Source organism: Streptomyces sp. NPDC044033 (assembly GCF_056434425.1).
Genome location: NZ_JBWKFF010000018.1, coordinates 112,626 through 127,399 on the forward strand (window position 1 = coordinate 112,626; position 14,774 = coordinate 127,399).

At 72.0% G+C, this 14,774-nt stretch carries 13 protein-coding genes; 8 read left to right on the forward strand and 5 right to left on the reverse strand.

Translation table 11 applies throughout. The annotated features are described in order from the left end of the window. Nucleotides 1–10: 10 nt before the first annotated feature. Nucleotides 11–1,348 carry a DUF6716 putative glycosyltransferase gene (locus AC07AB_RS28505; RefSeq protein ID WP_478572494.1) on the reverse strand — a complete coding sequence of 446 codons (1,338 nt, stop codon included), beginning with the start codon at nt 1,346–1,348 and terminating at the stop codon, nt 11–13. A gap of 187 nt (nt 1,349–1,535) precedes the next feature. Here AC07AB_RS28505 and AC07AB_RS28510 point away from each other — a divergent pair, with 187 nt between their 5' ends. From AC07AB_RS28510 to AC07AB_RS28525, 4 genes are read left to right on the forward strand one after another with little or no spacing between them, the layout of a single operon-like run. Further along, complete coding sequence (locus AC07AB_RS28510) at nt 1,536–2,513, forward strand: glycosyltransferase family 2 protein (protein WP_478572497.1); 978 nt, start codon at nt 1,536–1,538, stop codon at nt 2,511–2,513. Continuing rightward, the gene (locus AC07AB_RS28515; protein ID WP_478572500.1) at nt 2,513–3,949 is read left to right on the forward strand and encodes a polysialyltransferase family glycosyltransferase; all 1,437 of its coding nucleotides are present in this window, start codon (nt 2,513–2,515) and stop codon (nt 3,947–3,949) included. Before AC07AB_RS28510 ends, AC07AB_RS28515 begins: the two co-directional genes overlap by 1 nt. Further along, complete coding sequence (locus AC07AB_RS28520) at nt 3,946–4,071, forward strand: hypothetical protein (protein ID WP_478572503.1); 126 nt, start codon at nt 3,946–3,948, stop codon at nt 4,069–4,071. Before AC07AB_RS28515 ends, AC07AB_RS28520 begins: the two co-directional genes overlap by 4 nt. Next, nucleotides 4,068–5,309: an acyltransferase family protein gene (locus tag AC07AB_RS28525; RefSeq protein ID WP_478572506.1), complete on the forward strand. Its 1,242-nt coding sequence runs from the start codon at nt 4,068–4,070 to the stop codon at nt 5,307–5,309. The genes AC07AB_RS28520 and AC07AB_RS28525 overlap by 4 nt, the downstream gene beginning before the upstream one ends. 206 nt (nt 5,310–5,515) lie before the next feature. Here the strand turns inward: AC07AB_RS28525 and AC07AB_RS28530 are convergent, their stop codons facing one another. From AC07AB_RS28530 to tgmA, 3 genes are read right to left on the reverse strand one after another with little or no spacing between them, the layout of a single operon-like run. Next, nucleotides 5,516–6,670 carry a methyltransferase domain-containing protein gene (locus AC07AB_RS28530; RefSeq protein ID WP_478572509.1) on the reverse strand — a complete coding sequence of 385 codons (1,155 nt, stop codon included), beginning with the start codon at nt 6,668–6,670 and terminating at the stop codon, nt 5,516–5,518. Further along, nucleotides 6,667–7,614, reverse strand: coding sequence for an ATP-grasp ribosomal peptide maturase (gene tgmB, locus AC07AB_RS28535; protein ID WP_478572511.1), 948 nt, complete (start codon nt 7,612–7,614; stop codon nt 6,667–6,669). The genes AC07AB_RS28530 and tgmB overlap by 4 nt, the downstream gene beginning before the upstream one ends. Nucleotide 7,615: 1 nt before the next feature. After that, nucleotides 7,616–7,843, reverse strand: a complete 228-nt coding sequence (gene tgmA / locus AC07AB_RS28540) for a putative ATP-grasp-modified RiPP (RefSeq protein WP_478572514.1) — start codon at nt 7,841–7,843, stop codon at nt 7,616–7,618. A 295-nt stretch (nt 7,844–8,138) separates the two neighbouring features. Between tgmA and AC07AB_RS28545 the strand changes: the two genes are divergently transcribed. The 3 genes from AC07AB_RS28545 to AC07AB_RS28555 all read left to right on the forward strand — a co-directional run bounded on the left by AC07AB_RS28545 (nt 8,139) and on the right by AC07AB_RS28555 (nt 12,141). Beyond that, nucleotides 8,139–8,456, forward strand: coding sequence for a VOC family protein (locus AC07AB_RS28545; RefSeq protein ID WP_478572517.1), 318 nt, complete (start codon nt 8,139–8,141; stop codon nt 8,454–8,456). A gap of 158 nt (nt 8,457–8,614) precedes the next feature. Continuing rightward, complete coding sequence (locus tag AC07AB_RS28550; RefSeq protein WP_478572520.1) at nt 8,615–10,612, forward strand: hypothetical protein; 1,998 nt, start codon at nt 8,615–8,617, stop codon at nt 10,610–10,612. Then, entirely contained in the window at nt 10,609–12,141 is a 1,533-nt protein-coding gene (locus AC07AB_RS28555) for a type 1 periplasmic-binding domain-containing protein (protein ID WP_478572523.1), read from the forward strand. Before AC07AB_RS28550 ends, AC07AB_RS28555 begins: the two co-directional genes overlap by 4 nt. Nucleotides 12,142–12,268: 127 nt before the next feature. Here AC07AB_RS28555 and AC07AB_RS28560 read toward each other — a convergent pair whose 3' ends face one another. Beyond that, nucleotides 12,269–12,931, reverse strand: a complete 663-nt coding sequence (locus AC07AB_RS28560; RefSeq protein ID WP_478572526.1) for a TetR/AcrR family transcriptional regulator C-terminal domain-containing protein — start codon at nt 12,929–12,931, stop codon at nt 12,269–12,271. A 72-nt stretch (nt 12,932–13,003) separates the two neighbouring features. On the opposite strand from AC07AB_RS28560, the gene AC07AB_RS28565 reads away from it, so the two are divergent. After that, entirely contained in the window at nt 13,004–14,530 is a 1,527-nt protein-coding gene (locus tag AC07AB_RS28565) for an FAD-dependent monooxygenase (RefSeq protein WP_478572529.1), read from the forward strand. Nucleotides 14,531–14,774: the final 244 nt, after the last annotated feature.

Genomic DNA, 14,774 nt, shown 5'->3' on the forward strand with positions numbered 1-14,774 from the left:
GGATCGGTCGTCACAGCTGGCCCATGCGGCGGATGACGGGGGCGACGCGCTGCACGCCGTGCCGGTAGGCGCCGCGGGCGGCGTCGCGCATGGCGTTGCGGGTGGCCCGGCGCAGGGCGCTGACCTCGCGCGGTTCGGCGGCGGCGTGCGGCAGGGGGTGGCCGGTGGGGTCGAGGCCGTGCCGGGCGAGGATGCCGGGGAGGTACCCGGGCGCGGTGACGGGGGTGTAGTAGGGGGCGAGGGGCGGGAGTTCGGGGGCTGCGATCAGGTCGGCGACGCGGTCGCGGGCGGCGTCGAAGGCCCGGTCGTACGAGCCGTCGGCGGCGACGCCCTGGCGCGCGGTCCAGTGCGGGTCCGGCTCGGGGAGGTGGCCGGCGTCGAGCTGGTCCCAGGAGGCGAGGCAGCCGGAGCCGAGGAAGTGGTGGTTGCCGAGGGGCTCGCGGATGCCGAGGTCGGTGAGGACGGCGGTGGGGATGGCGCGGTGCAGGGATTCGAGGGCGGCGGTGGAGCTGACCGTCACCAGCAGGTCGGTGCGGTCCAGGACCTCGCCCATGTGCCCGTAGACGAGGCGGCAGTTGCCGGGCACGCCCTCGGGGAGCTTCGCGGCGAGCTTCTGGTAGGGCAGCTCCTCGATGTGCGTGGTGTGTTCGCCGGGCTTGCTGCGGAGCTTGATCAGCACCTCGCGCTCGGGGTGCAGGGTCGCGTGCCGCACGGCCCGCTCCAGCAGGTACGTACGGGCGGCGCGGCTCTCGGGCACGGAGGGCTGGGCGGCGAACACGACGGTGTAGGGGCGCGCCTGGACCTCGCCGGGGGCGGCGGGTGCGTAGCGGGCGCCGCCGAGGAAGGGCAGCGCGCATTCGACGACGCTGTCGGCGGGCGCGCCGACGCCGCGGTAGACGTCGCGGAACCGGTCGGCGTCGTGGCGGGAGTTGGCGAGGACGACGTCCGCGCCGTGGCGCAGCAGGAGGCCGTCCGCGAGCTTCTCGTAGACGACGCCGACATAGCCGGTGACGAGTGCGGGGCGGCGGCGCTGTCCGGCCCAGGAGCGGGCGAGCCCGTGCACCATGGCCTGGACGGCGCCGCCGACGCAGGACAGCACGATCACGTCGTAGCGAGTACGGTCGGCCGTCCGTACGAACTCGACGCCGGTGACCTCGGTGAGCGCGTCGGCGCGCACGCCGACCTCGGCGAGCTGGCGCACCGTCGGGGTGGCGCGGCCGCGCAGCAGGAATCCGTCGAGCCGGCCGCCGGGGGCGATGCGGTGCGCGGTGAGCGCACCCCATTTCCACCGGGTGTCGGAATCGGCGAGGACTGCTACTCGCGGCGGTGAATGCGTACGTGATGGCACGACGCCGACGATAGGAATCCATTCCGATTCGTTGCCCAACGCGAGTTCAACAACCGGTAAACAACAGGCCGACAGAAGAAGAACCAGCCTTTTGGTGTGGCCGGTTCACCATTTGGACGTTCTTCGTTCACCTTCACGTCCGCCCCGCGTCAAGACGAATGCCGGACGGCCCCCTACCGTCACCCGGGTGGTTAAGCTCTCCGTCATCGTGCCGTTCTTCAACGTGCAGACCTACGCCCCCGACACACTGAGGAGTCTGCGTGCCAATGCGCGGGCGGACTTCGAATTCATTCTCGTCGACGACTGTTCGAGCGACGGTACGCCGGAGATCCTCCGGCGGGCCCAGCGCGAGCTGCCGGGGGCGGTGCTGGTGCGGCACGAGAAGAACGGCGGCCTCGCCACCGCCCGCAACACCGGCCTGGACGCGGCGAGCGGCGAATACCTGACCTTCCTCGACGGCGACGACTGGATCGCGCCCGGGTACTTCGCGGAACTCCTGGAGTTCATAGAGGAGTTGGGCGTCGACTTCGTCCGCGCCGACCATGTCCAGTGCTCCGGCCGGGCCCGCTCGGTGCACCGGGTGCCGCAGGGCCGGCGCGGCGTGGTGCTCAACCCGCGGGACGCGATCCTGCCCGCCGACCGCTCCACCTCCGTGGACTACGCCTATGCGTGGGCGGGCATGTACCACCGCCGCCTCCTGGACGACGGGCTGCTGCATTTCAAGCACGGGCTGCGCACCGCCGAGGACCGGCCGTGGATCTGGCGGCTGCACCGCGAGGCGCGGACTTTCGCGGTGGCCGGACTTCTCGGCGTCTTCTACCGGCGCGGCGTCGCGTCCTCGCTCACGCAGATCGGCGATGTGCGGCAGCTCGATTTCATCCACGCATTTGATCAGGTCATCGAGGAAACGGCACGGGACGCGGACGCGGACCGATTGCTGCCGAAAGCCGTACGTACCTATTGCGCGATTATCTCTCATCAGCTCGGCACCATCGAGCGGTTCGAACCGGCCGTGGCCAAAACACTGCGCTCGATGAGCGCGGCCGCGATGAAACGGATGCCGCAAGACCTTCTGAAGGATGCGCTGAATTCCATGGATTACGAGCGCGCGGCACGGCTGCGCAGGGTCCGGCGCCGTACGGCCGCGACGGAGGTGTCGACCTGATGACCTCCCGACCCGACCCCCTCCCCCGGACCGTCCCGAGCGAGCGCCCCGGCCGCACCGGCCGCCTGGCCCGGCCGCGTACCCAGATCTTCCTCGCCTCGACGCTGTACGGGGCCGCCACGCTCGCCGCCGCCCTCGACGCGGGCCGCTTCGCCCCCGCCGGCCGCCGGCTGCTGCTCGTCTCCAACAACGCGGCCATCCCCGAGACCACCCCCTCGTTCCAGGAGGCCCCCGGCTTCGAGTCGCTGCGCGACCGCTTCGACGGGCTGCTGTCCTGGAACGAGACGATCCGCCCCTTCCACCCCGGCGGCTGGTCGCCCCGCCCGGACGACGCCCCCCTGTGGGAACGGCACCTGCGGATGCTCTGGGACCTCGGCGACGACGAGATCGAGCTCGTCGTCGAGTCCATCCAGGTCAACCCGGCGCTGGCGCTCACCCAGCTCTTCCCCGACGCGCCCGTCGAGGTCTACGCCGACGGCCTGATGAGCTACGGCCCCACCCGCAACAAGCTCGACCCCCTCATCGGCACCCGCATCCGCCGCCTCCTCCACCTCGACCTGGTGCCGGGGCTGCGCCCGCTGCTCCTCACCGAGTTCGGCGTCGAGGCGGAGATCATCCCCACCGACGCGTTCACCGAGGTCCTGGCCCGCCTCGGGACCGCGGCCCCGGAAATCACCGCACCGAAGGGGGCCGCGCTCCTCCTGGGCCAGTACCTTTCGGCACTGGACATCCTCACCCCGGTGGAAGAGGAGGAGCTGCATGTGCGAATGCTGCGCGGCGCGGTCGAACTCGGTCATCGAGCGGTGGTGTTCAAGCCCCACCCCACCGCGCCCGCCCGCTGGTCGCGGATGCTGGAGGAGGAGGCCGGGCGGCTCGGCGTCGAGCTGGTGGTCCTGGACACACCCGTTCTGGCAGAGGTCGTCTACCAGCGCGTGCGGCCCGCACTCGTCGTCGGCTGCTTCTCCACGGCACTGCTGACCGCGAGCGCCCTGTACGGCCTGCCGGTCGCCCGGATCGGCACGGAAGTGCTGCTGGAGCGGCTCACCCCGTACCAGAACAGCAACCGGGTACCGGTGACCATCGCGGACGCCCTGCTGCCCGACCTCGGCCGCCCCGAGACCGTCACCGGCTGGTCCCCGCCGGTCGGGGACGCGGCGGGCAAGCAGCTGACCGGCCTGCTCTCGGCGGTCGGCTTCGCCATGCAGTCGCAGATCTACCCGGAGCTGCGCCCGGCCGCCGAACGCTATCTCGCGGCCAACCTCGACTCCCATACCTGGCGGTACTTCAAACGCCGCCGGCTGACCTCGCTGGCCCTGCCCGGCGCGCTCCCCTCCCAGCTCGCCTTCCTGCCGCGCAACCCGACGGTCCGCAAGGTGGCGCGGCGCGCCCGGGCGATGCAGCGGCGGCTGGCCAAGCGGACGGCGGCGCTGGGGTGAGCGCGTACGTCACGGTGGCGGCGGACGACGCCGCAGAGGCGTACGACCTGACGGGGGCGTTCGGCGCGGCGGGGGCGTTCGGCGCGGCGGGGGCGTTCGGCGCGGCGGGGACGGCCCGATGAGCGCCGCCTCCGGCACCGCCTCCCTGGAGCCCCCGGCCCCCACGAGTACGGGCCTGCGCCTGCCCGACCCGATACCGACGCCCCCGCCCGCCGACCCGGCCCATAACGGGACCGCGCCCGCGCCCAAGAGGGCGCACGGCCGGCTGCGCGCCCTCGACGGGCTGCGGCTGATCGCCGCGGTGATGGTCGCCCTCTACCACTACGGCGGCCGGGGCGGCGAGGTCGGCCAGGCGTGGGGCAGCTCGCCGCGCACCCAGTTCCCGTCGCTGTCCACGGCCTTCTCCTACGGCTGCCTCGGCGTGCAGATCTTCTTCGTCATCAGCGGCTTCGTGATCTGCATGAGCGGCTGGGGCCGCCCGCTGCGCTCGTTCTTCGCCTCCCGCGTCGCACGGCTGTACCCCGCCTACTGGGCGGCGATCCTGATCGTCACCGTCGTCTTCGCGCTGCCCTGGGTCGCGTACAAGACCGTGTCCCCCAGCGACACCCTGGTCAACCTGACGATGCTCCAGATGCCGGTCGGCGCGCACCGGGTGCTCGGGGTGTGCTGGACCCTCTGGGCGGAGCTGCGCTTCTACGCCCTCTTCGCGCTCTTCGTCGTGCTGCCCGGCGCGACCCGCCACCGGGTGGTGCTCTTCTGCGCGGTATGGACGCTGGGCGCGGTCCTCGCGGACGCCTCGCACCAGGAGTTCCTCAAGACCGTGCTGATGCCGGAGTACGCCCCGTACTTCATCGGCGGCGTCGGCCTGTATCTGATCCACCGCTTCGGCCACTCCGCCCTGTCCTGGGGCATCGTCGGCGTCAGCTTCCTGATCGGCCAGCACTACGCGGTCGCCGCCCTGTGGCACGCCCCGAACCCGCACTTCTTCTCCTACCGCTCGCCGTACGTCATCATCGCGATCATCGCCGTCGGGTACGCGGCCGTGGCCGCCATCGCGCTCGGCAAGTTCCACTGGGCGAACTGGCGCTGGCTGACCGTCGCGGGCGCCCTGACGTACCCCTTCTACCTGGTGCACGAGCACGTGGGCTGGGTGGTGATCGGGGTCCTGCACCGGAAGCTGGGCATCCCCTCGTACGCGACGTTCGCGCTGACGCTCGCGCTGATGCTGGTACTGGCGTGGCTGCTGAACCGGCTGGTGGAGCAGCGCCTGACGCCCGTACTCCGCAAGTCCCTGGCGGGCAAGCCGCGCCCGGCCCCTTCCCTTTCGGACGCGGTCTCCGAGACGCCCCGGACCATGTAAGATCATTTACGTAACTCCGGCGCACGACGCGGGAGTCACGCGTCTGTGGTCCAAGGAAAGACGCCCGCCATCCAGCGGGAAATGCAGGTGCAAGGCCTGCCGGGCGCTCCACACGAAGGCCCCGTACTCATCGAGTACGGGGCCTTCGGCGTTGCCCCGGCGCGGCAGCGCACCCGCCCGGGAGCGGGGCCGGACGGACCACGCTGTCAGAGGGCGAACGACCAGGATTTGCCGGGGGCGTAAAGCATGCCGCCCTCGGCGCCGAGTTCGGCCCGCATGGTGTGAAGGGGGAACCGGCCGCGCTCCTCCCACTGACGACTCACGTCGTCCAGGGCATCCCAGAGCCGACGGGGGCCGCCCTGATGGATAAGCGGGCGGGGGCCGTCCTCGGCGCGCGCCCACGATCCGTCGGAGGCGAGCAGCCAGACGACGCGGAGTCCGTCGTCGTAGACGGCGGCGCGCGTCTCGACGCCCGGCGTGTCCAACTCGAACAGGTAGCGCAGCGGCCATTCCTGCCACAGGTCCGGGATCGGCCCGTACGGGGACCGCACATCGTCGCCCTCGCGTACGCGGGCGGACCCGAACACCTCGTCGAGTTTGGGCGGGTAGTCCGCCTGCCGTCGGGCCTCCATGAACGTCGCGGGTTCCGGCTGCACCGCTCCCCTGGCGGTGCCGTCCTCCCCCATGTCCGCCGCGATCAGGAGAGCGGTGCGGGCGACCGTCGTCACCAGCCGCCCGCCGGGGCGCAGCGCGCGAAGCCACGACGCGGGAACGGGCCGTACCGAAACGGTCGCCATGATGCGGTCATAGGCGGTGCCGGGCAGTTCCCCCGTCGCGTCGACGGCTGCCATGCGCGGATCGCGCCCGAAGCCGACGAGGCGGTCCCGGGCGGCACTGACCAGGTAGGGGTCGACATCCACACTGGTCACGTTCGCGTCACCGAAGCGGTACCCGAGCAGTGCGGCGGAGTAGCCCGAGCCGGTGCCCACGTCCAGCACGCGGTCACCGGGCCCGACTCCGAGCCGGTCCGCCATCGACACGACGAGCCCCGGCAGGGTCGAGGACGACGTGGGGTCACCGGCCCCCCGCTCGTCCGGCTTCGCGTGGTCGGCGTGCAGGGGCCCGACGCGGGTCACCAGCGTCTCGTCCGAGTACGCGGCGCGCAGGCGTTGCGGGGAGTCCTCGGGGAGGTCCACCAACTCCCATTCCCGCGTCGGGCTGTTGGGGACACGCCGCCACCACCGGGGCACCAGCAGATGCCGAGGCGTGTTGCTCACCGCCTCGTGCCAGTCGGGCGCGCCGGCGGTCACCGCGTCGGCGAGCGCCGACGCGGCTTCGGCCCACGGGGGCGTCGCGGTCATACGGGTTCTCCTTGCAGTGCGCCGGCCATCGCCTCAACGAGCGGGATACCGGCCTTGACGGCGAGCCAGTGCCATTGGCCATTGGGGTTCACCTCAAAGAACACCCACCGGCCGGCAGGCGTCACGGCGAAGTCCAGAGCACCGAAGTACAGACCGAGTTCGTCCATGAGCCGGCGGACACCCTGCGCCACCTCGGGGGGCATGTCCACGGACTCATAGGTGAGGGACTGGTAGTCGGACCGCCAGTCGAGTTGTGCGGCCTCGCTCCCGGCGTGGATGGCGACGGGGAACATCCGGCCCCCGATCACGGTCAACCGCACCTCGAACGACTTGGGCACGCGCTCTTGGAGCAGATGGGCGGTACCGGCCACCCCGTCATCGATCTCCTCGGCGGAAACGAGCGCCACAGGGAGGAAACGCCGCTTGCCGCCGGGGCCGAGCACCCCGCCGCCGAGCCCCTTATAGACGACCTGATCGGACCCGATGAACTCGCGGGCGTGGTCCGGGTCGGACGTGATCACGGACCGGGGCACGTCGAGTCCGACGCGTGCGGCAACGGCGAGTTGCCTCGGCTTGTAGTTTGCTGCGGCGTCGGCTGCGGGATGGTTGATCCAGCGGACCGGCAGGGAGCCGAGCACGCCCAGCAGCCCGGACCGTGCTTCGGACAGGGCCAGCGCCCGGGCGAGGCCGGGCCAGTCGTCGGGGGTACGGAACTCGTTCGGGCGTCGCCACCACACCGACTTGACCGATTCGAGCCTGACTCTGCGGGAGCCGTCGAGTAGCCCCGCCCAGCCGTCCCCGGTGAGGGAGACGGCCAGGCGGGAAGCGGTGGGGAAGTCGGCGGTGTCGAACCTGACGACTTCCTCACCGCGCTTCGCCAGCTCCTCGACCACAGCATCGGCCGTGAGATCGTCCCGGCCCGTGAGGATGAGGATCGATCCCATGTCAGTACAGGTCGGTTCCGCTGTCGGAGCCCGGGGCGCTGCTGTCGCCGTTACTGGTCTCGGTCTGCGTCTCGGGCATCTCCGCCGTGATCGCGTGCCACGGGTTCCCCTCGGCGGACACGTTCATCTGGAGCGCGTCGCTGTAGGTGATCACCGGGGCCTCGCTGGTGTTCTCCGGCGGCGACACCAGGTGCCGGACCCCGAACGGAAGGGCGGGGGCAGTGCTCATGACGTCCTCGATTCCTACTGTTGTCGACCCTCCGCCCAAGATGGGCGCGAGGGTATCCAACCCCGCTTTTCAGTCGGGTTGCTGGATGGCCTTCTCTTGGTCCGTGGTGGGGTGACACGCGGCCGAGATGGAAGCCTGCGGGGAGGAGCGGCGCCGGTTCCGCCGTCGCAGCCTCACTCAGCGACCGCCCGGCCCACACCCCTGCGAGGTGCGGCCCCGGACGTCTCAGTCCTGCCGAAAGAACGGCCACCACACACGGAACGTGCGTGACCAAGTACGGTGAGTATACGAGTTCTTGGGAGGAGGCAGCGGAGTCGAGCTGGACCGGGAAGGTGACGGCAGCATCGAAATCGGGCCGCCCCACGTGGGATTCGGCGGTGCGCAGCCGACCCTCATCCTCAGCCCGAGCCACAACCCCCGGCTCGCAAGGCTCCCGCTGCACATCGACGTCAACGCGACCGACCGCGACCAGGAGGCCGAGCTGGCCAGGCTGCTCGCGCTGGGCGCCATGCCCGCCGACGTCGGCCAGAGCGGAGACGAGAGCTGGCGCGTCCTAGCCGACCCTGAGGGCAACACCTTCTGCCTCTTGCGCAAGCAGCTGAATCCCCTCTGACCTCCCGCCCGGCGGTCGCCCCTCACCCCCGCAGGGGTACTTTCCGCGGACGCGCTGACGCGCCCGTCCCCGTCCGCTAGGTTCCCCCTGCGCGAAGGGGGCGGCCGGCGCCGCCGCCCGGCAGCGGTCGCCCGTCGCGGGCGGATGGGGGATGGTCCATGGTGCGGAGCCTGTACGGCCTCGACGTGCTGCTCGACGGCCTCGTGCCGTCCCTGGTCGGCCGCGAGCGCGGCGGCGGCATCCGCGCCTTCGCGTACCGCGACGGCAATCCGGTGGTGGAGCTGGTGGGCGGCCGGGACACCGGCAAGAGCGCCCTGCTCGAAGCGCTCTTCGCCGCGTACAAGGACCAGGCGCCGCTGGCCCGCGCCGACTTCGCCGACAGCCAGTACGGCGAGCCCGGCCTGGTCTCGGGCGTGCACGACCAGGAGGTGCCGAACGCCTCGCCGGTGAGCAACCTGCTGTATCTCGTCTCGCACAAACTGGGGCTCAAGGCGGGCCCGTTCCACCGGGCGGTGCGGTTCCCCCGGCTCCACCTCGGCCTGCTGGTGGTGACCGCCTGGCGCCCGGACGGCGAGGGCATCGGACCGCCGGGGCTGCTGCGGGCACAGGAAGAGCTGCTGCGGCTCATCACGGAGGACCAGCCCGACCCCCGGCGGCGGCGCGCCGCGCTGCGCCAGTGGGTGGACGCGGTGATCAGCAACCTGGGGACGCTCGTACCCGGCTTTCCCGGCATCGACGCCGTCATCGCCGCCACCCTCCAGAGCGCCAGCGACCAACTGCTGACCCGCCCCGACCGGGGCGCGCTGCGCTGGTGGGGCGAGCACCTGCCGTTCTTCCAGGGCGACGGGCTGCAAAGGCTGTTCGCGTCCGTATGGGACTTCCGGCGGTACGGGGAGCGCCGGAGGGAGGCCGAGGGGCTGCTGGTCGCCGCCTTCCTCGACGACATCGGCGAGCACTACGGCCTCCTGCAGAAGTGGAACAAGGCGCCCCGGCCGCTGCTGCTCCTCGACAACGGGCACATGCCGGCCGGCCGGCGGTTCCTGGGCCTGCTGTGCGACCAGTACGCGCGGGCCGGGGGCGGCACGGAGCGCCCGGCCGTCGTCGTCACAGCCCTCGGCGACGGCCGCGAGCACGCGCCGCCCCACCCCGATGTACGCGACCTTCCCCAGCAGTGGCCGATGATCTCCCTCGGCGTCCCGGCCGTCACCGGCTCCGCGATCAGGGCCATGCTCAACGCGACCCCGGACTACCCGGCCGAGCTGCCCGGCATCGTCGAGCACTACAGCGGCGGCCGGACCGGCAGCGCCCGCCTCCTCGCCGATGAGGCGGTGCGGCTGCGGCGGGACGGGGAGCGCGCGGACGCCCGGCGGCTGCTCGACGCAGCGGCGCCGCGGCTGCTGGAGCGCCTGCTGCCGGACGCCGACTCGCGCGCGGTGCTGACCTTCCTGGCGGCGGCCCGCGACCGGCCGGCCGCCGTCCGGCTGTGGGCCGCCTTCCACCCGGACGGCGACGCCGCCGCCCGGGTCGAGCAGGCCGCGGACCACCTCGCCGCGGCCCGGCTCCAGGACGACCGGGCCGTACGGGCGCTACTGCTGCACCGGCTCGCGGAGGACCCGAGGTGGTTCCGGGTGCACCTGAACCTGCGGGCCGGCTACAACCCGAACGGCCTGGACGAGTACGCGCCGGGGCACTGCGACGCGTACCTGCACCACACCCTCGCGCTGCGCCGGGTCGAGCCCGTGGCCCAGGCGATGCACCGCCGCTTCGCGGACACCCCGCCCGCCCGGTGGCTCGCCTCCGCGAACCTGATCTGCGCCGCCCCGCACCCGCGCGACGCCCTGACGCCCGAGCCGCCGCCCTCGGACCCTCCCCTCCGGCCGCCGGCCTGCGGCGCCTGTCCCCCGGGCGAGGGCCCCGACGACCTGCACTGGGCGATCAGACGGCTGCTCGCGACCGTATGGCGGCTCTCGGACCCGCTGTCGTACGCGCCGCGCCCGGAGGACCTCGGCACGGTACGGGCGGAGCTGGAGCGGCTGCACCAGGCCAAGCGTTCCGAGGACACCACGTACCGCCAGGCCGCGCAGGACTGGGCCGCCGGGCTGGAGAACCAGACGCGCGCCCCCGACCTGCGGATTCCGGAGGGTGAAGGCTCATGAGGTTGGCACGGTTGCGGGCCTGGGGCCCGCTGACGAAGGCCGCGGCCGGGCTGCTGGCGCTGGTGCTGCTCTCCGCGGGCGGCTGGGCGCTGTACGACTGGCTCCGGCCCGACCGGTCCTGCGCGGCGGGCGTCGACCGGAGCGGCGGGGAGTGCGTCGGCGTGACCGACGGCGGCTTCAGCTTCGCCGGGAACCTCGATGAGGTCAGCGCGCGGATCAAGGCCGAGAACGACAGCGTCGCGGGCGCGCCGCACGTCTCCGTCGCGATCATGATCCCGATGACCGCGGCCGAGCCGTTCGAGCAGCGCAAGGTCCTCTCCGAGGTCCAGGGCATGTACCTCGCGCAGTACCGCGCCAACCACCGCTCCAACGACCAGACCCCCAAGATCCGGCTGCTGCTCGCCAACCCGGGGCGCGACCACGCGTACTGGCCCCGGGTCTCCGACGACCTCGCGCGCCGGGCCGGGACGAAGGAGAACCTGCGGGCGGTCGTCGCGTTCAACGTCAGCGTGCGCGCCACGCAGCAGGCCATCGCCCATCTCACCAACGACCGGCACATCCCCGTGGTCGGGGGCGCCGTCACTGCGGGCGACATCGGCAACAGCGCCGCGCACCCGGACGCGTACAAGGGCTTCGTCCGCGTGCTGCCCACCACCCGCGACCAGGCGGTGGCCCTCAAGTCGTTCAACAAGGACCTGGACCCGAAGCGCTCGCTGGTCGTCGAGGACCTGCGCCAGGACGACAACTACACCGTCACCCTCAAGCGCGCCTTCCACGAACTGACCGAGGGCGCGCCGCGCGCGCCCGAGCAGTTCCGCTCCCCTGCGGACTTCAGCAAGGAAGGGAGCACGTCCAACGACTTCCACCAGATGGTCAACACCATCTGCAACTCACCTGCCCAGGACATCTACTTCGCCGGGCGGCCCGTACAACTGCGCCAGTTCATAAACGAGTTGGGTGCGAGGGCCTGCACCGACCGGAAGTACCGCGTCGTGACCGGCTACGCCGCCTCCACCCTCGCCTCGGACGCCAAGCTGAACTGGGACGCGCTGCGGAACGGCGTGACCGTCGAGTACGCGTCCGTCGCGCACCCCGACGCCTGGACCACGCCGGGCGCGCCCGCCACGGGCGGCTCCAAGGCGGCGTACCAGCAGCTGAGCGACCTGGCGGCGGAGGCCGCGCGCAAGCCGGTCGGCCCGATCGGCACGGTGGACCTGACCGATTCGCGGGCCGTGACGACGCACGACGCGGCGTGGACCGCGATCACGGCGATCCGCAACAACTCCCGTAACGGGGCGCGGATTCCCAGCCTGGACCAGGTGCGCAACGCGTGGCTGCGGCTGCACGGCGCGGACAAGGTGGAGGGCGCGAGCGGCTGGATCTGCCTGGACAACTACGGGAATCCGTACGACAAGTCGGTCCCCGTGGTCCGGCTCAACCCTCGCACCAAGAGCATGGACTTCGTCGGCCACGCCTGGCCGGAGCACGGGAAGCCGCCGCCGGAGGACTGTACGGCTACGGGTGGGTGAGGGGCGGCCGACGGGCGGGGGCGGGACAGGCGGACGGGGCGCTGACGAGTCGTCACGAAGGGCTGGCCGTAGGACAGGGGAGGCCGACGCACCGTCACACCGTCACACCGGGAACCGGCCTCCATGGTCAGCGGCGCGGCAGCAACGTCGCCTCGACCCCGGCGACGATCGCCGCCAGACCGGCCTCGAACCCCTCGTCGTACTCGGCGAATATCTCGTACCCCGCCGCCGCGGCCAGCGGGTGCTCCCGCAGCCGCTCGGCCCGCTCGTCCACGTCGTACCCCGCTTCCGCGTCTCCCCCGCTCCACGAGTCGCCGCGCGTCGACTGCTCCTCCACGACGAACCCGGTCGTGTAGGCGTACGCCGTCATGACCGCCCGCGAGGCGGCGCCCAGCGCGAACCCGGCCTCCGTGAGGACGGCGAGCTGCTGGTTCATGTGCGCCGCGTACGCGGTGCCCTGGAAGCGCGTACCGCCGTACACCTTCCCCCCGTCGCGGTAGCGGAGGAGTACGCGCCGCAGCGCGCACATGGCCTGGGTCAGCATCTCCTGCCAGGTGGTCTCGCCGGAGCCGGCGCGTGCCGCGTCGAAGTCGGCGGCGGCGCACCGCAGCAGCTCGGTGGCCATCTCGTCGAGCAGGTCCTGCTTGCTCTTGACGTGCCAGTACAGCGCGGGGGCCTGCACCCCCAGCTCATTGGCGATGCGGCGCAGGGTCAGCCCTTCCAAGCCGACGTCATTGAGGACGCGCAGTGCGGTGCCCACTACCTGTTCGCGGTCGATTCGAGTTGCCACCTTGACAGTTTAACGCCGTTCAGCACATCCTTAACGTTGTTAAATTGAACGCCGTTAAGGAAGGGTGTAGCCATGCCTGAGGCCGCCACCGAAACCGGAGCCGACACCGAAACGACCGAGGTCCTCATAGCCGGGGCGGGCCCCGCCGGCCTGGTACTGGCCCTGGAGCTCAGCCGGCGCGGCGTACCGCACCGCCTGATCGACGCGGCCGCCGCCCCGTTCGCCGGCTCGCGCGGGAAGGGGCTGCAACCCCGCACGCGAGAGGTCCTGGACGACCTCGGGGTCATCGAGGCGGTACACGCGCAGGGCAGCACGTACCCGCCGATGACCACCTGGGAGAACGGCGAACGCGTACGGGACTGGGAGATGCTGACGCGCGGCGAGCCGACGCCGGCCGCACCGTACGCCGAACCGTGGCTGCTGCCCCAGTCGCGCACCCAGGCGATACTGCGCGACCGACTCCAAGAGCTGGGCGGGCGAGTGGAGTTCGGCGTGAGGCTGACACACTTCGAGCAGGACGCGCAGGGAGTAACAGCCGAACTGATCAATGAACAGGGTGCGTTGGAGCACGTACGGGCGTCATACCTGGTAGCGGCGGACGGGGGCCGCAGTACGGTGCGGGCGGCGCTCGGCACCCCCTTCGCGGGCGAGACGGTGGACCCGGCGCCGATGCTGACCGCGGACTTGGAGATGGAGGACCTGCCCCGTACGCACTGGCACACCTGGAACACGCACCCGGACGGCGCGGTCGCCCTGTGCCCGCTGCCGCACTCGAACCTCTTCCAGATGTACATCAGGTTCGAGACGGGCGAGCCGGACCCTGACCCGGAGGCGCTGCGCCGCCTGATCACCGAGCGGACCGGGATGCGGGCGGGGAAGGTGCACTGGTCGTCGGTGTTCCGGGCGCGGGCGGCGATGGCGGAGCGGTTCCGCGAGGGCCGGGTCTTCCTCACCGGCGACGCGGCCCACATCCACTCCCCGGCGGGCGGCCAGGGCCTGAACACCAGCATCCAGGACGCGTACAACCTGGGCTGGAAGCTCGCCGCCGCACTGCGGCAGGGCGCGCCGGACGCCCTCCTGGACTCGTACGAGGCGGAACGGCTCCCCGTGGCCGCCGACGTCCTGGGCCTGAGCACCCGCCTGCACCGGGGCGGCGGCGGCAACGGCCCCATCTTCGGCCGCCGCGGCACCGACAGCCACCAACTGGGCCTCGGCTACCGGGACAGCCCCCTGTCGGCGGAGCGCCGCCGGAACCTCCCCGAGGACGCCCTGCACGCGGGCGACCGCGCCCCGGACGCCCCGTGCAAGGACGCCGGTACGGGCGAGACGACCCACTTGTTCGACGCGTTCCGCGGCCCGCACTTCACGCTGCTGGCGTTTGGTGACGTTGAACTGCCACTGCCAGGCGCGGAGTTGCCGGAGACGATCCACACCTACCGCATAGGCGGACCGACCCCGGACCTCCTGGACCCGGACGGCCACGCGACGCGCGCCTACGCGGAACACGGCCTGTTCCTGATCCGCCCGGACGGCTACGTGGGACTGGCGACGGACGCCCCGGCGGACGTACTGAGGTACTGGCCGGCCTGCACCACCTGACTGGCACGGTCTATCTCCCCGACATGGCTGAGATGGCTGACACGGCTGACATGGCCTGTCGCAGTACGTCGCAGTGCGGTTCCGGCCGCCTCGCGGCGCCCCTCCTTTGAGGGACCTCTCGCCAGCCGAGTGGGGGGCCGCTGTGGCCGCTGTGGACGCTATGGCCGCGCTGTGGCCGCTGTGGACGCCGAACTGGAGCGGCTGCACGGCGCTGTGGGGGCCAGTTTCGGCGGAGTGGGCGGTA